Here is an 18,983-nt window from a genome sequence, read left to right on the forward strand (position 1 = left end):
CTTAGTTCTGAGACAGAATCTCTTCACGGCGGGTATTTAAGTTATCAGCCATCTCTTCCGGAGACTGGTTGTCTGTAAGAACAAGCTCAAGTTCTTCGTTTACCGCACTTGACATCTGGCCTAAATTCACGCTTGCCTCTCCAAGGCCGTAGCTGACATTATCCGTCAGCGCTTCCATGGATGATTCGTCAAGCCCTGTGCTCTCTTTAAATGTGGTCATAATCTCATCTGTCATGTATCCCGGAACCAGCATGGATTCTGCAACGATCTTTGCGCCCTCTTCTCCGCAGAGAAATGTCATCAAATCCCATGCCGCATCTAATTTTTCCGTCTTAGGATTGATCAGTACCGGCGTAGAGGTTGCGAAGCCCTTCTTCTCGGTTCCTTCCCAATAGGGAGATTTCACAATGCCGTAATCAAATCCAAGATCCTGTGCTTCCAGAAGCTGCGTCATCCAGGAACCGTTATACAGCATGCCCCATTTTCCCTGGTAGAAGTATGTCTGATCCTTCGACATGGAGACAGACTCCGCATAGTCTTCCCAGACTCCGTCTTTCATCGCTGCCATAACCTTTGCAGCTGCCGGCACCAGCTCATTAAAATCGCTGGAGGTAATATCAAACCCGTTTACGGCTCCGACGAGACACGGTGCGATAAATCCTGGTTTTGGATAGAACGCGCATCCGTAGACATCGTCATGGCTTAACTGCTTTCCGAGTTCAAAGAACTGCTCCCATGTCATATCATTGGTGGGATATGCAACTCCTGCATCATCAAAAATCTTCTTATTATAATAGATCACCCAGTCATTGGTCCGGAACGGAAGGGCATAGAGGCCGCCGTCAATCACATAATGCTGTTCCAGAACAGTTCCGTAAGGGGTGAGGTCAAATCCTTTTTCTTTCGCTATGGCATTTAAGTCGAGGGCAAAATTCTTCTGTACCAGCGTCGGATAAGAAGTATTGGATTTTGCAAAATATACGTCAATGTCGTCGCCGGAAGCCAGCATCGTGGTAAGCTTTGTCTCGTAATCGTTGGCTGGCGCGTTGATGACTTCCACTTCAATATCAGGATATTTCTGGTTAAACGCCTCCATCATGGCCGGGTATACAGAGCCCTCCACGTCATAGTCCCAAAGAGCCAGTTTTAATTTCGTCTTTTCTCCTGACGCATCTTTGCTTTCTCCCGCCATTGTTGTCGCAGACTCAGTCGCCGGAGCTGCTGTTGTGGTCTCTGTCTTTGTTCCGGTACCGCTGCATCCTGCTAGAACTGTCACTGCGGCTGCGGCTGCCAGCATTACACTTACGTTTCTTTTCTTCATGTGAATAATCCCTCCATTTTGAATGCCAATAAAAACCGCCAATCACTTTTACGATCATTTATTGGTTTTACGATTGTTTTGTATGTTCATTATATTCTTTTATGTACGTTATGTCAATAGTGTCAAGAAATATTTTTCGTTTCTTGTTGTTTTTATGCGTTTTTTCGTCTCAAACTGTTCATTTAAGCACTTTTATGAATTCTATTTTTATCTTTTATTGCAATTCGCGCGATTTTCTATTGATTTATTGTACATTTTTTGGTATGCTGTCCCTGTATTCTCAAGTTTTTTCTTTTTTTCGTTCATTCAGGAGGGTTATATGAACGTTTTAGTGATTGATGTTGGTACTTCCAGCATGAGGGGGATTTTATACGATGCGCACGCAGCAGAACTGAAAAAGATTCAAATTTCCTATTCCCCGTTCTATATTGATCAGATTTGTGTAGAGCAGAATGCTTCTGACTGGACCTCGGCACTGATCCGGATCTGTTCCGGATTGGCGCAGGCCGCCAAAGAAGAAAACAGGAAGATTGATGTGCTGTCTCTCACCTCACAGCGATCCTCCGTGCTTCCTCTGTCGAAGGATATGGAACCGCTGTCTCCGGCAATCATGTGGCAGGACAAACGCACAATGTCTCTCTGCCATGATTTAAAGAAGTCTGATCCTGTCATAATCCAAAAGGCAGGAAGCCGGATTAATCCGGTTTACTCCGGCAGTAAAATGGCCTGGATCCGCAGGAATCAGCCGGAGCTGTTTGAACATGCGGCAAAACTGGCGGTCATTCCCGATTATCTGGTATGGTTTATGACGGGTACTCTGGTCACCGACCATACCTACGGGAGCCGCTCTCTTCTCATGAATCTGGGAACCCGGGAGTGGGATGAGGAGCTTCTGCGGCTCTTTGAACTCCCCCGCTCCAAGCTCTGTGATCTCATATCTCCCGGCACTGTGGCGGGACACATATCCGGCCCATTTTCGCGGCTCACCGGACTTTTGGAAGGGACGCCGCTCATATCGGCCGGAGGCGATCAGCAGTGCTCCGCGCTGGGCCAGGGGGTGATCCACCACGGAGACGCCCAGATCACGACAGGTACCGGCGCTTACATCATCAGCGGCTGCGATGAACTGCCTGTGGTTAAAGGCAGCGAAGTCATCGCGGGCGTCAGTGCAATACCGGGGAAATACGTTTTAGAGAGCAGTATTCTGGCCTGCTGTTCCGCCTTTAACTGGTTTCATAACGCCTTTTATCCTGACAGCGACCACGGCTTCGATTCGATCAACCGGGAAATCCTGGATTCGCCTCCTGCGGCAGGCGGCATCATCGCTCTGCCTTATTTTCAGGGGCAGGGGACGCCAGACTGGAACAGCATGGCCACGGCCTCCCTCCTGGGTCTCACGCTGTCCTCCTCAAGAGGGGATATAGCCAGAGCCATCTTAGAAGGGATCTGCTATGAGATAAAGGTCAATATGGAGTGCATGGCACGGTATCTTCCTGCCCCCTCGTCCATTGTCTTAAGCGGCGGCCTTACGAAATGCCCGTCCCTGGCGCCATCCCTGGCCGGAATCCTGGGTACGCCGGTCACCCAGTACAGCAATCCGGAGTCCACTGCCTTAGGCGCATGGATGTCCGCCGCCGTAGCCACCGGGCTGTATCCCGGCTGGGAAGAAGCCTTTCGGGCCGCCCGGGCCTCCGATGCCGTTACACAGACACTCCCGGAAAACAGGGACAACTACAAAAAAGGATACAGTCTATATCAGGAATCTTATTCCAGACTGTATCCTTACACTTAAATATTCTGTTATCTGTCCTTACATATCAATCGGTAACGTGGCCCTTCAATATGGTCACGTTATCTTTTTCCAGCCTTGACGTAACCGCCTCGTCGGCCAGCTCGTCCGTAACGATATGGGTAATCTGATGGGTATCCGCGATGATAAAATTATGCAGCTTGCCGATCCGCTTATGATCCGCCAGTATGACGACCATATCCTTTGCCCGCTCGATCATCAGGCTGTTTACCATGGTTTCCTGAAGTACCGCCGTGCTGATCTCGCCTTCTGCCGTGATCCCGCTGACTCCGATGAAGCACTTGTTCGCCCGGATCTTCCGTATGGTGGCGAGTGCAAAATCCCCTACCAGGGAACATTTCGTTCCGTGCAGCTCTCCGCCGGTCAGAATAATGCTGACCAGCGGATCGTGACTGCTGGTAATGGCATTTCCATTATTCGTTATCACGCTGACCCGCTTGCCGGATATATAGTCCAGCATTAAAAGAGCCGTCTTACTGCTGTTGACGAATATTATATCGCCCTCCTCAATCAGTTCTGCAGCCTTCTTTGCAACGACTCTTCTGTAATCCGTCGTTCCGTCCTGACCGGTGGCAGGCGGGACATCCAGCGTCGGATCTTCAAAAAGGGTGCCTTCTATCAATTTTGCACCGCCGTAATGGCGTTTCACAAATCCCTGATTTTCAAATTCAATCAAATCCCGTCTTATGGTAAGCGGTGAGACTCCCAGTTCATTGGCTAATTGATCGACCGATACTTCTTTCTCTTTCTGCAGTCTCTGTAAAATCGTCTGCTGCCTTTTTACAATGACACCCTTTTTGTTTTTCACTTCGACAACCTCTTATATCCTGTTATAGTTTCGTTTCCTGCCTTCCGCAGAAGACATTTTCACTTAAAATACATTTTCCTGATCGTTTCATTCAGATGCATCGCATTTCACGAACGTTTCTTAATGAAAAAGGATTCGTTCAGAACGTTTTATCGAACATTGCAGCAAATATCTGCGGTGTTTCAGTCCGGCATTCCCCGCCAAATGCTTATATAGTACATATCATACCATATATTTCATTATTTGAACAGTTCAATAGCCAGGAACTTAAAATTTGAATTTAAAATTCCTGGCTATAAACAGTAACCTATAATCTCTTCTTTGTTTTTGACGTTATGAATCCCAGCGCAATCGCAGCCGCGCACCCGGCCAGTTTGGACACCAGCAGCGCAGGCAGCATGTCCGGCTCGGTGCTCACGGTAAATCCCAGATGGGCGGCCAGCATGGAGGCGGAGCTCACCATATACGCCACATTGACAAGCTTGCCAAACGTGTTCATGTCCTTCATCATGACGAGCGCCGGTATGGGACTCACGATACTGACCAGCAGCCCCAGGACACTGATGCTGTCCAGCCCCATTCTGGCGCCCAGCGCGGTACAGGGCCGTTTCAGCCGGCGCTGTAAAAATTCCGTCACGGGAAGGCTGCCCAGAAGCACCACACCAATGGAGGAAACCACCGCCATGGCCTCCTCGATGGGAGCCATTCCGGGAATCACCACAAATCCTGTCATATATGTAACCGCCGCCAGCACAAGCCCGGCGGTTATCACGGTACGGATAAGAACAGCGAACACCTCAAAGCCTTTCACCATGCCATCAGGAATGCGGAACAGACCGATTCCCAGCAGAAGGGCCAGAACCAGAACAGGAAGATTCTGATGCAGAATCTCCCCGATCCCCAGGCCGCACACAGCCCCTCCGGTGATCAGCGCCGCCGGCATGGCAGCCAGTCCCAGCATAATCCCCTTTGCAAATACAGGGCGGTCGCCCTCTTCGATCAGCCCCATCCCTACCGGAATGGTAAAGACAATCGTACAGCCAAACACGGAGGCCGCCACGATTCCCGCGTACCTTCCGATCAGCGGATTCTCCGCCAGCTCCATGGAAAGCTGATATCCGCCCATATCGATGGCCAGAAGGCTTCCAAACATGGCGGGGTCCACCCCAAGGAACCGGTAAACCGGAATGATAAGTCTTCCCAGCGTCCCCGATACCAGCGGGGCCAGGCAGATGATCCCCACCATGGACAGCGCGGTCGGCCCCAGATACTGAAAGCCTTCCTCAAATTTCTTCCCATACCCAAAACGGTTCCCCAGGATACGGTCAATTCCCCCAGCCACGGCGCCCAGCGCCATAATGATCATAATAATCCGGTTTATCATATCTCTGTCTCCAAAATCAAATTTAATCTCTCACCGGACACTGTCGGCTGTGTCTCATTGTACCACAAACACGATACTCGTGGAAGACCTCATTCGCTTTTGAGCAGGTATGAATCTTCTATTCTTTACCGCTGAATCTCAAAGAATACGCGTTTCTCGTCCTGTCCAGAATCTCCTCCAGCACACGTTTCGGAACCGCCGCATTCAGCCGGATAAATCCCAGCCCGGCTTCCCCAAAATGGCTGCCTTCATAGACGGATACCTTCGCCTCCTCCAGAAAAAACTTAACAATCTGCGCTTCCGTCATCCCTGTCTTTCTGTAATCAATCCATGCCAGGAAGGTTCCTTCCGGTTCCCTCAGTTCAAACAGCGGCATGTGTTCCTTTAAATATCCGGCCAAAAAGCTCATATTTTCATCCAGACAGCGTTTTAATTCCTCTTTCCACGTTCCGCACTCACGATACGCGGGTTTTATCACTGCCGCCGCAAATATGTTTGGATTATGGAATCCCTCCCGGTCTACCGTCGCCTTCATCGCCTGACGCATGGAATCATCGGGTATGATCATATTGGAAAACATAATTCCCGGAATGTTGAACGTCTTCGTCACGGACTGGTATACGATCATCCTCTTCCTCATCGGTTCGGAGAGCGACAGTATGCTGCAAAACCGTCTGCCTTTCCTTATTATATCGGCGTGAATCTCATCGGATAAAAGAAACAGTTCATGGCGCAGGCAGAAGGACTCCACCGCCTTTAATTCCTCCGCTTCCCAGACCCTGCCCGTCGGATTGTGGGGATTGCAGAGAATCATCATTTTCACAGAAGCATCCATCTTCGATTCCAATGCGTCAAAATTCATACTCCAGCGTGTTCCGTCCCATTCCAGCGGACTCCCGATCATGATTCTGCCATGCTTATTCACCGCATCCATAAGGGCCGGGTAAGCCGGCGTATGAACAATGATCCTGTCTCCCGGCTTTGTAAACGTCTCCACGGCCATGTTTAGCCCAATATTGATTCGCGGGGAAAACAGGATCCACTCATCTTCGACCCTGCATCCGTATTCTCTGCGGATCCACTCCCCCACAACAGCGGGATAACAGGACGGAAGATTGGTATAGCCATATATTCCGTGATCTGTCACCTTCCGGCACGCCTCCCGTATGGGTTCCGGCGCGCGAAAATCCATATCGGCCACACCGCAGTGCAGGATGTCTTTCCCGTACTTTTCATCCATTTCATCGTATTTCGCGCAGTTGGTCCCTCTTCTGCTGATCACCTCATCAAAACAGCCTGTATTCATCTCCGCTCACCTACCCTTTTACGGAACCGGCAATCAGGCTCTGCTGCACCTGCCTGCTCAATATCACATAGATAATGATAATGGGGAACGTGGCGACCACCAGCCCGGCCCCGATGGGGCCCCAGTCTGTCGTATACTGCCCTACCAGGGACTGTATTCCAACCGTCAGCGTCCGGTATGCCGGCTTGCTGATAAACACGACCGCAAACATCAGCTCATTCCAGGACTGCAAAAACGTAAAAATGGCAATCGTGGCCAGCGACGGCTTCATCAGCGGGAGTATAATCTGAATAAAGATTTTATATATATTGCATCCATCGATACACGCGGCTTCCTCCAGTTCCACCGGAATGGAAGAGATAAAACCGGAGCTGATCATAATCGCCATCGGCACTGCGAAGGCCGAGTACGGAATAATCAGGCACCAGTAAGTATTGATTAAATGCACCTGCCGCATCATGATAAATACGGGCAGCAGCGCTGCGTGGATCGGTATGGTGATTCCCATGATAAAAATCAGCTGAAAGGTCCTCTGAAGCTTCCATTTCATCCGGATCAGAGCGTAGGAAGCCATCAGAGATGCAATACAGACAATCAGAATGGTGGCCGCCGTAACAATAATACTGTTGGCCAGATAGCGCCCCACATTTCCGCCCATAAAGGCATGGGTGTAATTCTCAAAGCGCCAGACAGAGGGGAGGCCAACCATATTTCCCTGAAATATCTCTGTGTTGTCCTTCAGTGAAAACGTCAAAAGCCAGTATAAGGGGAATATCTGAAGCGCGGCCCAAAAGATCAGACACGCCTGAATGACTGCCCGGGATAAATTTATTTTTTTCATATGTCCTCCCTTACTCATTGTCACGAAATGCCCCACGAATCAGCCATGCAAAAAGGAAGCATTCCAGAATAATGAAAATTGCCATCGAGCTTCCATAACCATACATATTTCTGGAGAAAATGGTCTCAACCATCAGCGTACTCGGAAGCTGGCTCGCTCCCGCCGGTCCGCCGCCCGTCATAACGTACACAAGATCGAAGTTCTTTAAAGACCCAACCACCGCAAAGGTCACGCAGACCTTCAGAATCGGCTTCATAAGCGGAATGGTAATATGTAATGCAGTCTGAATCCCATTGGCGCCGTCGATACGGGCCGCTTCGAAAATCTCCTCTGAGATGGAGCGCACCGAGGCGTACATCAGCAGCATGTGGTAACCGATGTATTGCCACAGCACCGGCACGATCACGGCAAAGATCACCTTTTTTGTGTCTCCGAGCCAGTTCCCCGTAAGCTGTTCTAAGCCCATGGATCTTAAGACCGTATTCAGAAGCCCGTACTGCGGATTGTAAATCTTCATCCAGAGCTGTCCGATCACCACGGTAGAAATCAGAACCGGGATGAAATAGACGCTGACGTAAAAACGTTCCCCCTTTACTCCTCTTGCCAGAATCAGCGCCAGGATGAGAGAAATCGGCAGCTGCACAAAGACAGAACCCGCTGCAAAAATCAAAGAATTCTTAACTGCCCTCCAGAATCCATCACTGTTGGTGAGGAACAGCTCCTTATAGTTATCAAACCCCGTAAATACCTTTTTCCCGATCCCATCCCACTCTGTGAGGCTGTAAGTCACGGACATAAAGATCGGCACGATAATAATGGTCAAAAACAGGACCAGCGCCGGAAGCAGGAAAATAAACACGGCTTTTTTATTTGACAGTACCCGGTTCACAAAAAACCTCCTATCTTTTTATGAAGGGGACTGTCTCCAGTCCCCTTTCGGTTTGGAGTCGCTCTCAAAAAAACGTTTCCGGGAGCGCTCCTCGTTTACTGATTTAATTTCTGCAGTTCAGCCACATACTGTTCCGGTGTAATACTGCCGACAAACAGCTCCTGAAGCTTGTTTAAATATACGGTTGCATCTTTTCCTTCCATCAGATTATCCCACCAGATTGTATAGCTTGTGGCGTCTTTTGTGAAATCATAGATCTCCATTAAGAGCGGATTGATTTCAGACTTATCTACGTCCACGTTTACATACGGAAGGATGCTGGAACCGATCTTGTACTTTCCGATCGCCAGTTCATAGGCAATATACTGAGCAACTTCGGTTGTAAGCTTCGGATCCCTGGTGGCTGCGCTGACCGCAAAGGCCGTATCCGGCCCGCCGGTAAAGTCTGTCACTCCTGATTTTCCATCCTTTAATACCGGGAATGGGAATACTCCGATTTTTCCCTGTACCAGGGAAGAGTCCTTATACACTCTCGTCGCCGTCCAGCTTCCGTTTAAGTACATCGGAATCTGTCCCTGAAGGAACGGAACCTCCGATTCTTCTCTCGAGATACCGGCGGAGCCATCCGGAAATGCGCCCATATCCACCAGCTTCTTCAGGCACTGGGCCGCCTCTAAGAATCCAGGATCGTCATATCCCGTCTCTTTTCCGGTGGCAGCCTTTACGCCCTCGCTTCCAACCGCCCTTAAGGCCAGAAGATCGTGATACATGGCAATCGTCCACGGTTCCTTTCCGCCTACGGTGAGCGGTGTGATTCCGTTGTCCAGGAAGGTCTGGCATACTGTCAGGAAGTCATCAAAGGTCTCCGGAACTTCCAGATTCAGTTTTTCGAACATCTCTTTATTATAAAACATGCAGGCTACCGACTGGTCTGTCGTAAGCGCATACGTTTTTTCATCGAACTGGAAGCCGGTCAAGGTTGACGGCCCCAGATGTGACTTGAAATCATCGGTCAGATAATCGTCCAGCGCCTCTACCTTTCCCGCTTCGACAAACGGCTTGATGAAGCCATGGCCCCAGGTATAGAAGATGTCCGGCGTTTCATTGGCCGCGATGGCCGCCTTTAATTTCATCTTATATGCCTCATTTTCAGCCGTGTCGGATTCTATCTTTACATGGAACTTTTCTTCCGCATCTTTTACGACCTGATCGATAATTGCCTTATTGGGATCGGTATCCCCTCCGAATATATGCCACAGCTTGATCACAGGCACTTCCCCCGTGTCACCACTGGCCTCTTGTGTGGTTTCCTTAGCCGTTTGTGCAGCACTGGTATCTCCTCCGGCTGTACTGTTTACTGCACCTGAGCCGCAGGCAGTCAGTCCCATCGCCATAGTACCCGCAAGTGCAAGTGCCATGACAATTCTCCATGTTTTCTTTTTCATGATTCCGCTCCTCCAATATTTTTACTGCTGTTTACAGTTATCTGATTCAAAAGCGCGCCCTTGTGAATATAAATCTATTTTACACAGTTCAGCGTTTTCACGGAAGAGAGAGATTTTACTGTTTCTGGTGATTAACTTACTATTTTCCCGGTGGTTCACGTCTCATTTTCCGGCTTTGCCATTAACCGTATAGTAAATCGCTTACTTTCTCTAGTAGATTTTTTACTTCATTTTCCGCTTTGTTTACTTTTAAAATTCACCGTGATATGATGACATAATAGCAGGGGGGATGCATTTATGGGGAAACGGAAAGCGAGCGCTTTAAATCTGTGGAACTGGGCGTTTCACAGTAAAATATCGAGAAAAATCAGCACGGTCTTTTTTGGTTTTCTGCTGCTCAGTGTTATTCTGACTTACTTTTCATACCGCTATGTATCGAAAGAATACGTCCTGTCCAACATGGAACAGCATTCCAGACAGACGCTCACTTCGATCCGCTCCAACATCGTGGAAATGGTGGAAAATACCAATAACAGCTACAGCCTTCTGCTGAAAAGCGGTATCTCTGATCTCACAAAGCTTCCACTGAAACCAACTGACCGGAAATTTTATGACAATTATCTTTTTACCATTATCGACAGCTATAATCATCTCGATTCTATCTATATTATGAATCTAAAGGGGCAGCTCTATGGAGTCGATAAGTTCGGAATCAAGACGCCGGTGATTCACTCTGTCACAGAGGCCCCCTGGTATCAAAGCGTCATGGACGCCAAGGGGAGCTGTATTCTTTCTCTTCATGCCGGCAATATTTTTCTTCCCGACTACTCCGAAGATTTTCTGTCGGCAGTCCGGGTCATCAATGACTTAGAAACCCAGAAACCGATCGGCTTCTCTATTATGAACATACCGACGCGCTCCATCAACCAGATATTTGAGCACGTCTTTCAGCCATCCGATATCGAGATTACCCTGTATGACGCTTCCGGGGAGATCATCAGCACCTACGGCGATACAAAGGAAGGGGAAAATCACCACAATATCAGCCCCTTCATCGGTCCTGCGTCTGCTTACTACAGTGCCAGCGGCAAAAATTCGCTGTCAGCAGGAATCTATATTCCAGAATACCAGTGGAGATTAACCGCCACCTTCCCTCTAAAATACGAGTCCACGCTGAGCACCTCCCTGCTCCAGATCTCCTTCTGGATTTTCTTCATCAATATGGTGCTCATGCTGATCTGTGTCATCGTTATTGCAAAATCGATTCAGACGCCTGTCTCCCAGATGATTCAGGCCATGGGCCGCGCGGAAAACGGAAATTTCGAACCGGTGGCCGTCCGCCACCCGAACAGCGAACTGGGTCTTCTGGAGATACATTACAACCATTTAATAGAAAGGCTTCAGTTTCTTATGGAACGGCTGGTGCAGGAACAGAAGCTGAAAAGAAAGACGGAGCTCCGCGCGCTTCAGGAACAAATGAAACCGCATTTTCTGTATAACACGCTGGATACTATCGGATACATTGTGCTCACCGGAGACACCAATCAGGCCTATGACGCCATCACCGCGCTGGGCAGTTTTTACCGTCAGAGTCTGAGTAAGGGCAAACAGTTCATCACCCTGGAGCAGGAACTGCAGATCATAAAGGATTACACCTCCCTTCTCTCCCTGCGCTATGAGGAATTATTTACCGTAAACTATGATGTAGATGAAACGCTGTACCAGCACGAGATCATAAAACTCCTGCTTCAGCCCCTGGTCGAAAACTCGGTCTACCACGGTATCAAACCGCTTGGGGAACCCGGTACCATCCTGATATCCGTCAAACGCCAGGAGACCCTGATCTGTCTCACGGTTACCGACAACGGGGTAGGAATGGACGATCAATTGCTGCAAAGCCTGCGCTCCTTAAGCCCCTCACCCAGAGACAGCTTCGGTCTGGCAGGCACAATTGAGCGGGTCCATATTTCTTACCCGGAAAAGGGCGCCGTAGAGCTGCTCAGCCAAAAAGGGAAGGGAACTTCTGTCATCATTAAAATACCGTTTTAGGAGGTCTGCCGATATGTATCAGCCACAGCCCATAAAAGTGATGCTCGTAGACGATGAAGATAAAATGAGGGGACTGCTGCGGATCTGCATCCCATGGGAGGAACTGGACTATGTCATTACGGATGATGTATCCAGCGCAAACCAGGCGTTGGAGCTGATTGCCGAACGAAAACCGGATGTCATCATCACCGATATTGAAATGCCGTTTATAAACGGCCTGGACTTTGCAGAAATGGTTCTGGAAGAATATCCGCACATTAAAATCATCATTCTTACCGCCCACGATGAATTCGACTACGCCAAGCAGGGGCTGGAAATCGGAATATCGAGTTTTCTTTTAAAACCCATTAAACGTGAGGAACTGATCAGGACTGTGACCGATATCCGCAATTCCATCCGGGAAGAGCAGAAAAAACTTTACCAGCACGAACTCCTTCAAAAGAAGCTGAACGAAAACCGGGACTACATAATCCAGAATTTTTTCAGCAACATGATGGTCAGCAGCCTCCCCTCCGATTACCTTTGGGAGAATTTGAGCTATTACCAGATACCGCTGCATCGTGATTCCGATTTCTTCAATATCCTTCTCCTGACACTAAATGTCAGCCAGGACATCGAAGCCAGCATCATGCAGCAGTTCCAGTGCCGGGAAATCATCCAAACGGCGGCAGAGCGGCTAAGCGGCCTCCTGGTCTTTCAGGATATTCATATGAACCTGGTCCTGCTGACTGAAAACAGAAAAATCAACTTATACAATTACGGCTTCCATTTTTCTACCCTGCTGAAGGACAAACTGGGGATCAAATCGTATGTGGGCGTCGGCACGCCGGTGGAGCGCCTCGAGGATATCCGCAGCTCCTACCGTCAGGCCTACCAGAACTCCCAGGTCGCCAAATACAGCCATAACAAGTCATTTCTGGCCAATCCGCCCCAGGAACAGAATCAGCAGGAATTACAGAATTTAATCAATACGGTGACGGAAGAGCTTCCCTTGTATATGCAGCTGCCCCAGGAGGATACCGCTCTGCGGCGCGTTGATGCAGCCTATGATTCGCTGGAACGAATCCCCAGCCATGTTCTCTCCGATGTCATGGTGCTGTCGCTCTCCATCGTAAATATCGTGCTCGCAACACTGAGAGACAAGGGAATCTCCTACAATGAAATTTACAATACGGATCACCTGCCCTACACGCATATCCTGAAGCTGACCGACGAAAAAGACATCCGGCAATACGTCCTTCAGATGGTGCGCTTCACGCTTTACCAGGTAAATCTATATACTGATGCCAAGGGAAACAAGCTCATCCACACGATTTTGCAGTATCTCAACGAGAATCTGTCCACGTCGACTCTGACGCTGAAAAAAATCGCAGAGATCAATTACGTCAATCCGTCCTATCTAAGCCGGATTTTCAAGGAAGTCACTCAAATGAATTTTGTAGACTACTTAGCGAGCCTGCGGATTGAGAAAGCGAAGAGACTGCTTCAGACCGGTAATCTCCGGATTTACGAAATTGCAGAATCGGTCGGCATCAGCGACCCCAACTATTTTTCGAAGCTGTTTAAAAAATATACAAATATGACACCGGCACAGTACAAAGAAGAGACACACCGACAGGAGGATTATTAATATGACCGATTTTTCAATGTTGTCCGACTATATCATTGGCATACGGAGAACGCTTCACAAGCATCCGGAGCTGAGCGGCCAGGAATTTCAGACCCAGCAGTTAATCAGAAATGAACTGGACAAACTGGGGATTCCACACCGTACACTGCATAAAACAGATATTCTGGCTGAGATCGCCGGTTTGCAGACGCGCCCGGAGGAAACCGCTGCCTTACCACCTGAAAAGTACAGTAAAACAGTTTTGCTGCGCGCAGATCTGGATGCCCTGCCTATTACGGAAAATTCAGACGCGCCCTATGTCTCACAGTCTCCCGGTGTCATGCATGCCTGCGGACACGACTCCCATACGGCCATGCTGCTGGGGGCGGCAAAGCTTCTTTGGGACAGCCGTGACCATTTTTCCGGCACCGTGCGGCTCATGTTTCAGCCGGCGGAGGAAACCGGCAGAGAAACCAGAATGCTGATCGATCACGGGATGCTTGACGGAGTGGATACTGTATTTGCGATCCATGTGGCGCCCGATCTTCCAACGGGAAAAATCTGTATTCTGCCCGGCCCCTGCATGGCAGGTGTAGATGACTTTTCCATCCGCCTTACCAGCCCCGGAGGCCACGGCGCGACACCCCATCTCGGATCGGATACGCTCCTTGCCGGCGCCCATCTGGCTGTCAATCTTCAGCAAATCGTCAGCAGAGAAATTGACCCGCAGAAACCGGCTGTCCTTACCATCGGAATCTTCCAGGCCGGCACAAAGGTCAATCTGCTGGCTCAGGAAGCTGTATTATCGGGAAATATCCGTTTCTTTGACAAGGAGCTCAGCGGTTATTTTAAGGAAGCCCTTACCCGTTACAGTGAACACACAGCCGCGATGTACCGCTGCTCCTCTGAAGTCACCTACACGCCGTCCCTGCTCCCGACTGTCAATGATGCCGCCTGCTGCGGCACGGCAAAAAACGCGGCCATGACCGTGTGGGGGGAAGACAACTTAATAAAACGTCCAGCCAGCATGACCTCTGAAGATTTCTCCCGATATTTAGAGGCTGTCCCCGGCGTCATGGTATTCTTAGGAACGAGTGACGGAACCCAGAAAACCTCCTGGCCGCTCCACCACGAGTGTTTTGATCTGGACGAATCGGCTTTACTAAATGGCTGCCGTCTCTATGCGGCGTATGCTTGGGAATGGCTATTTCAATAGCTTTCGGTTAGCCATCACAGCCAGGTATAAACTTTTTACTCTCAAGTATTGATGTGAGCAGAAATTTCTATTATAATAGGCTGAAGAATATGGAACCACTGGCAAGAGCACACAAAAAGGCAGATTCCAACATCTGCGCAGAAAGAGGAGAACCAATGTCAGACAAACTCACACGGTGTGACTGGGCCGCCCACGATATACTGAACCAGGAGTATCACGATAACGAATGGGGGAAACCCGTTCACGATGACAGAACACTATTTAAAATGCTGATTCTGGAGGGTATGCAGGCAGGTTTAAGCTGGATTACCATCCTGAAGAAGCGGGATGCCTTTATAAAGGCCTTCGATGATTTCGATCCGGCCATCATCAGTACATACGGCGACGAGAAGATTGAAGAGCTGATGCAGAACGCCGGAATCATCCGAAACCGTTTAAAGATCAACGCGGCCATCACCAACGCCAGGGCTTACTTCGTGTTGTGTGAAAAATACGGTTCCCTGGACCAGTTCTTATGGTCCTATGTGGATAACAAACCCATCAAAAATGCCTGGGAAACCATGGCTGACGTTCCTGCCAGCACTCCGTTAGCAGAAAAAATCAGTAAGGATTTAAAGAACCTGGGATTTAAATTTGTAGGCCCTACCATTATTTATGCCTACATGCAGTCGGTCGGACTGGTCAACGATCATATGACCTCCTGCTTCTGTTATAATCGCGAAGAGTAGAGAGAAAAAGAGGATTCCGGCAGGTTCTTTCCCGGAATCCTCTTTTTCTCTCTATTTCGCTTCCTCAATCAGCTTTATAAAGTCTGCCGCTTCCTCCGTCGGCACCATGCGGGCCGTAACCTTCACACCGTGCCCGGCCAGATACAGGAAGTTTTCGATATCCTCCTCCGACACACTGACGGCCTTTTTCAGCATTCTGGTATTCTGCTTACCGCCCATATTGCCCACATTGACGGAATCCATCACAAACCCATGATCCAGAATGGAACGGATCGTCTTCGGATTCTTCGCCACAATAAATACCTTTTCTCCATCGTATTTACCCGCGCATAAATTAGCCGCTGCTTTTTCCGCTGTCAGAATAGACAGCTTGCACTGCTGCGGGCAGGCCATCTTCAGCGCCTCTTTATTGACCACGTCATGCACGACCTGGTCGTCCACCACCATAATTCTGGTTGCCTTCGTATACTGGCTCCATACAGCGGCCACCTGACCGTGAATCAGGCGGTCATCGATTCTTACATTCACAATTTCCTGCATCCGGTTAATCCTCCTTCTTCTCTGCCAGCCCATGGCCGGTTCTTAAAAATACAGGGGAAGTCCACGCGGCGTCATTATTTTTCTGCCATACGCGCAGGCGGTAGCAGCAGTCCTCTTCCACGTTTATCGTCTCATGGTGCTCCAGTAAGTAGCTGTCCTCCGGATATGCACGGCCTACTTTAAACTTGTATGCATTGTGCCACCACGGGTCATCTCTGTAATGGGTGATTTTTCCCCAGGTATCCTCCGTCAGTTTTTCCACTTCGTCCCACAGCGCCGTTACGCTGGAGCTTTTCAGCATATCCCTTACCAGAAATGCGTACTCTTTTCCTTCCACAGTCAGATGAATGAAGCTGTCTGCATCCGCTTCCACCTCGAAGATAAAGCCTTCTGTTGTCACATTGCTGGGCCCCATCCATTTACCGGTAGCCGTGGACTGATAGGTGGTAAGCGCGAATTCACAGGAATCCTCCGTTTGTGAGGTCAGCTCCTGTCCGAAATTATTCCAGCATTTTTCCACGCCCAGCAGCTTTCCTTCCACTTTCAGCAGCCCGTTCCATACCCGGCAGATTGCATCCGGATAGACACGGATATCCGGTCCCCAGCCAAATTCCAGGCGGAATTTAAACCGGATCACGCCAGACTGTTCTTTTCTTTCCCATGTTCCTGAATGCACTACCATTTTTTCCAGAATGTTATCTCTCAGTATTTCCACACGGTCGACCGCAGCCGTTCCCTTGATCCGGAACAAAAGCTCCGCCTCCCCACCGGTCGTGATCTCGCTTCCCATTTCGGCTCCATCGACGAAGAAATCCACCTCGATCCGGCTCTGGGATACCCCGTATACCCTGCGGTTCACAAAAGCCTCCCAGATCGCTTCCTTCGTACAGTCTGCGGCCAGAGCGCACATGCTGCCATGCTCAAAGACCGCAGGCACGCTGTGATTGTCGCCTGCCGCGATCATTCCGATCCGGTATCCCTTCTCGATCGCCCGCTCGAATACCGTCTCTCCCGTCCTCGGCCCCATGTGGACATGGCGCTTCATAAGAAGCGGACCGTCATCCGTCTCGCTGCATCCGTGGCAGGAATAAATTTCCGCAAACGGAGAAAATACTTCATCGTGAGTATCCCAGTTTTTTCCTCTCGATCCGGGCTGATACGCCACGTGATGCGGGATTCCAATTACCGGCTCACCCTTATAGGCGGCCGCCAGTTCCCGGTAGGTATCCGGATGCTTCTGCTCTCCGTCATTATTTAAAAAGAACACGTTGTGATCTCCGTCTTTTCCCGTTCCCTGCCACTCATAGCCCATGAACACGGGATAGCCCTCTTTGTTTGCCTGATTCGCAAATTCACGAATCTGCTCCCAGTCCATTTTGATCAGTCCATCCTCGTACCGGTCTTCCACCTTAAGTCCTGACTCTGTCGGTCTCATATAAAAGGGATAATAGGCGACCGGCCAGAAATCCATGATTTTCTTTACCTGCCCAAACCATTCAGGCAGCAGCTCCATCTGTTCATGATGGATATTACTGTGCATATCTGTCCAAAGTTTTTTATATTCCATTCTTTCTACCACCTTATTCCACAGGTTTGTGACGCGCCCATTCTGGAACCGGCATAACCGCCCATTCATGAGGCTTCTTTCTCTTTCCCCATTCCTTCAGCTGTTTTACCCGTTCTCTCTGCGTTATTTCCGTTTCAATACAGGCGGAAATCTCCGGTAATGTCAGGAAATACGTTTCTGCCGCTTCCATCCATTCCGGGTATTCTCCTGCGATGTTTCGTTCCTCCAGTGGGTCGTCCTCCAGATCATACAGGAAGTAGGCCGTACCACCGTATCTCACGGCCTTATACCGTCTCCACACCACGGCTTCAGCCATCATGGGTTCTGACCGGTAATCCAGAATCTGCTGAATCACCGCAGGCCTGTCGAATTCGCCGGACCCTGCGGAATGCTTTACCAACTCACCCACATCGGGCAGCCCTGATAAATCAATCTCCCGGCCGTCGTGCCAGTCTGCCGAAGTTCCGGCCTGTGCCAGAATTGTTTTTGAAATGTCCAGAAGGCTGACGCATTCACGCCTTCTTCCCACAGGCACACCTGTTCCGGCCGCCACGAAGGGGACGCGGACGGCGTCCTCATACAGGGTCTGCTTTCCGAAAATACCTCTCTTTCCCAACTGTTCTCCATGATCTGACACGTAAAGGAAGAGTTTCCGGCCTTTTCTGCCTTGAAAGGCGTCATACAGGCGCCCAATATACCGGTCTGTCTCTTCCACGGCTCCGCAGTAGGCAGCCTTACAGCACACGGCCTTCTCCTCGCTGCACTCCATGACGTAATCCTCATAGAACCGGAGAGGCGCTGCCGCAGGGCGCCTCTCCCCTGCGAACTGTTTTTTGTACAACTGATACGTATCCGGTTCCGCAACAAAGGGAAAATGCGGGGAGTAAAATCCCACCACCAAAAACAGAGGTTCTTCATGCTCCTGCTCCAGGTACCGGAGCGCGCACTCATATACTTCTCTGTCATAGGCCATAACCGGCGAGATTCCACCTCCAACAGCCTCCAGACAGTGTTTCCGGTTCGTCGTCCCGGTATAGGCGCCGAAATCCACCCGCTCTTTTCCGCCTGTTCCCCAGTACTGGGAGGTGATATCCCCCACCAGTCTTTCGTCAAAGCCATGTTTCTGTTCGTCCCCCTTAAAATGCATCCGTCCGATCAGCACGGTGTGATAACCGACGGCTCCCAGAGCATGGGCGATCGTCGGCACATCCGCCGGCAGCACCGTATCGTTATTGAAAATGTTTAAGTCAGACGGACGCTTTCCGCTTAAAAAGGACATGCGTGAGGGCACGCAGAGAGGGGCGCTGCAGTAGCAGCGTTCAAAATACAGTCCCTCCCCTGCAATCCGCATAAGCGCAGACGTCCTCACTCTGTCGTCTTCCATGCCGGTATACGCCCCGCCATGCTGATCCGACATGATGAGCATGATATCTTTCATGGATTTACCTTTCACGAATTTACTTTCACGAA

At 49.8% G+C, this 18,983-nt stretch carries 15 protein-coding genes; 5 read left to right on the forward strand and 10 right to left on the reverse strand.

Annotation, left to right across the window (positions count from 1 at the left end; all coding sequences use genetic code 11):
• Position 1: 1 nt before the first annotated feature.
• On the reverse strand, positions 2 to 1,321 hold the full coding sequence (locus H8S75_RS20795) for an extracellular solute-binding protein (RefSeq protein ID WP_187023220.1): 1,320 nt from the start codon (positions 1,319 to 1,321) through the stop codon (positions 2 to 4).
• A gap of 319 nt (positions 1,322 to 1,640) precedes the next feature.
• On the opposite strand from H8S75_RS20795, the gene H8S75_RS20800 reads away from it, so the two are divergent.
• Positions 1,641 to 3,113 (forward strand): FGGY-family carbohydrate kinase, encoded by a 1,473-nt coding sequence (locus H8S75_RS20800; RefSeq protein WP_187023221.1) that lies wholly within the window; start codon positions 1,641 to 1,643, stop codon positions 3,111 to 3,113.
• Positions 3,114 to 3,138: 25 nt separating this feature from the next.
• On the opposite strand, the gene H8S75_RS20805 is transcribed toward H8S75_RS20800, so the two are convergent.
• From H8S75_RS20805 to H8S75_RS20830, 6 genes are all read right to left on the reverse strand, one after another.
• Positions 3,139 to 3,939: a DeoR/GlpR family DNA-binding transcription regulator gene (locus H8S75_RS20805; protein ID WP_002601339.1), complete on the reverse strand. Its 801-nt coding sequence runs from the start codon at positions 3,937 to 3,939 to the stop codon at positions 3,139 to 3,141.
• A gap of 307 nt (positions 3,940 to 4,246) precedes the next feature.
• Positions 4,247 to 5,323: an ethanolamine utilization protein EutH gene (locus tag H8S75_RS20810; protein WP_117622128.1), complete on the reverse strand. Its 1,077-nt coding sequence runs from the start codon at positions 5,321 to 5,323 to the stop codon at positions 4,247 to 4,249.
• A 118-nt stretch (positions 5,324 to 5,441) separates the two neighbouring features.
• Positions 5,442 to 6,629 (reverse strand): MalY/PatB family protein, encoded by a 1,188-nt coding sequence (locus H8S75_RS20815; RefSeq protein ID WP_187023222.1) that lies wholly within the window; start codon positions 6,627 to 6,629, stop codon positions 5,442 to 5,444.
• A gap of 10 nt (positions 6,630 to 6,639) precedes the next feature.
• Positions 6,640 to 7,470 (reverse strand): carbohydrate ABC transporter permease, encoded by an 831-nt coding sequence (locus tag H8S75_RS20820; protein ID WP_187023223.1) that lies wholly within the window; start codon positions 7,468 to 7,470, stop codon positions 6,640 to 6,642.
• Positions 7,471 to 7,480: 10 nt separating this feature from the next.
• Positions 7,481 to 8,359 carry a carbohydrate ABC transporter permease gene (locus H8S75_RS20825; RefSeq protein WP_002601343.1) on the reverse strand — a complete coding sequence of 293 codons (879 nt, stop codon included), beginning with the start codon at positions 8,357 to 8,359 and terminating at the stop codon, positions 7,481 to 7,483.
• 95 nt (positions 8,360 to 8,454) lie between these two features.
• Positions 8,455 to 9,804: an extracellular solute-binding protein gene (locus H8S75_RS20830; RefSeq protein ID WP_187023224.1), complete on the reverse strand. Its 1,350-nt coding sequence runs from the start codon at positions 9,802 to 9,804 to the stop codon at positions 8,455 to 8,457.
• Positions 9,805 to 10,101: 297 nt separating this feature from the next.
• On the opposite strand from H8S75_RS20830, the gene H8S75_RS20835 reads away from it, so the two are divergent.
• The 4 genes from H8S75_RS20835 (at position 10,102) to H8S75_RS20850 (ending at position 15,406) form a co-directional block, all read left to right on the forward strand.
• On the forward strand, positions 10,102 to 11,853 hold the full coding sequence (locus H8S75_RS20835) for a cache domain-containing sensor histidine kinase (RefSeq protein WP_187023225.1): 1,752 nt from the start codon (positions 10,102 to 10,104) through the stop codon (positions 11,851 to 11,853).
• Between the two features lie 13 nt (positions 11,854 to 11,866).
• The gene (locus H8S75_RS20840) at positions 11,867 to 13,483 is read left to right on the forward strand and encodes a response regulator (RefSeq protein WP_187023226.1); all 1,617 of its coding nucleotides are present in this window, start codon (positions 11,867 to 11,869) and stop codon (positions 13,481 to 13,483) included.
• 1 nt (position 13,484) lies between these two features.
• Positions 13,485 to 14,678, forward strand: coding sequence for a M20 metallopeptidase family protein (locus tag H8S75_RS20845; RefSeq protein ID WP_187023227.1), 1,194 nt, complete (start codon positions 13,485 to 13,487; stop codon positions 14,676 to 14,678).
• Between the two features lie 155 nt (positions 14,679 to 14,833).
• Positions 14,834 to 15,406 (forward strand): DNA-3-methyladenine glycosylase I, encoded by a 573-nt coding sequence (locus tag H8S75_RS20850; RefSeq protein WP_055659019.1) that lies wholly within the window; start codon positions 14,834 to 14,836, stop codon positions 15,404 to 15,406.
• 51 nt (positions 15,407 to 15,457) lie between these two features.
• Here H8S75_RS20850 and H8S75_RS20855 read toward each other — a convergent pair whose 3' ends face one another.
• The 3 genes from H8S75_RS20855 to H8S75_RS20865 are packed head-to-tail and all read right to left on the reverse strand — an operon-like array spanning position 15,458 to position 18,951.
• Positions 15,458 to 15,946 (reverse strand): PTS sugar transporter subunit IIB, encoded by a 489-nt coding sequence (locus H8S75_RS20855; protein ID WP_034533246.1) that lies wholly within the window; start codon positions 15,944 to 15,946, stop codon positions 15,458 to 15,460.
• A 4-nt stretch (positions 15,947 to 15,950) separates the two neighbouring features.
• Positions 15,951 to 17,513: a hypothetical protein gene (locus H8S75_RS20860; RefSeq protein WP_187023228.1), complete on the reverse strand. Its 1,563-nt coding sequence runs from the start codon at positions 17,511 to 17,513 to the stop codon at positions 15,951 to 15,953.
• A 13-nt stretch (positions 17,514 to 17,526) separates the two neighbouring features.
• Complete coding sequence (locus tag H8S75_RS20865; RefSeq protein ID WP_187023229.1) at positions 17,527 to 18,951, reverse strand: sulfatase-like hydrolase/transferase; 1,425 nt, start codon at positions 18,949 to 18,951, stop codon at positions 17,527 to 17,529.
• Between the last annotated feature and the right edge of the window lie 32 nt (positions 18,952 to 18,983).

The sequence above is a fragment of the Hungatella hominis genome, assembly GCF_014288005.1.
Classification (GTDB): Bacteria; Bacillota; Clostridia; order Lachnospirales; family Lachnospiraceae; genus Hungatella; species Hungatella effluvii.

What these genes read in the sequence shown, in the direction of transcription:
- H8S75_RS20850 (WP_055659019.1), top strand. Translation starts at nt 14,834, where the DNA reads ATGTCAGACAAACTCACACGGTGTGACTGGGCCGCCCACGATATACTG.
- H8S75_RS20830 (WP_187023224.1), bottom strand. Translation starts at nt 9,804, where the DNA reads ATGAAAAAGAAAACATGGAGAATTGTCATGGCACTTGCACTTGCGGGT.
- H8S75_RS20820 (WP_187023223.1), bottom strand. Translation starts at nt 7,470, where the DNA reads ATGAAAAAAATAAATTTATCCCGGGCAGTCATTCAGGCGTGTCTGATC.
- H8S75_RS20795 (WP_187023220.1), bottom strand. Translation starts at nt 1,321, where the DNA reads ATGAAGAAAAGAAACGTAAGTGTAATGCTGGCAGCCGCAGCCGCAGTG.
- H8S75_RS20815 (WP_187023222.1), bottom strand. Translation starts at nt 6,629, where the DNA reads ATGAATACAGGCTGTTTTGATGAGGTGATCAGCAGAAGAGGGACCAAC.
- H8S75_RS20845 (WP_187023227.1), top strand. Translation starts at nt 13,485, where the DNA reads ATGACCGATTTTTCAATGTTGTCCGACTATATCATTGGCATACGGAGA.
- H8S75_RS20835 (WP_187023225.1), top strand. Translation starts at nt 10,102, where the DNA reads ATGGGGAAACGGAAAGCGAGCGCTTTAAATCTGTGGAACTGGGCGTTT.
- H8S75_RS20800 (WP_187023221.1), top strand. Translation starts at nt 1,641, where the DNA reads ATGAACGTTTTAGTGATTGATGTTGGTACTTCCAGCATGAGGGGGATT.
- H8S75_RS20865 (WP_187023229.1), bottom strand. Translation starts at nt 18,951, where the DNA reads ATGAAAGATATCATGCTCATCATGTCGGATCAGCATGGCGGGGCGTAT.
- H8S75_RS20855 (WP_034533246.1), bottom strand. Translation starts at nt 15,946, where the DNA reads ATGCAGGAAATTGTGAATGTAAGAATCGATGACCGCCTGATTCACGGT.
- H8S75_RS20840 (WP_187023226.1), top strand. Translation starts at nt 11,867, where the DNA reads ATGTATCAGCCACAGCCCATAAAAGTGATGCTCGTAGACGATGAAGAT.
- H8S75_RS20860 (WP_187023228.1), bottom strand. Translation starts at nt 17,513, where the DNA reads ATGGAATATAAAAAACTTTGGACAGATATGCACAGTAATATCCATCAT.
- H8S75_RS20810 (WP_117622128.1), bottom strand. Translation starts at nt 5,323, where the DNA reads ATGATAAACCGGATTATTATGATCATTATGGCGCTGGGCGCCGTGGCT.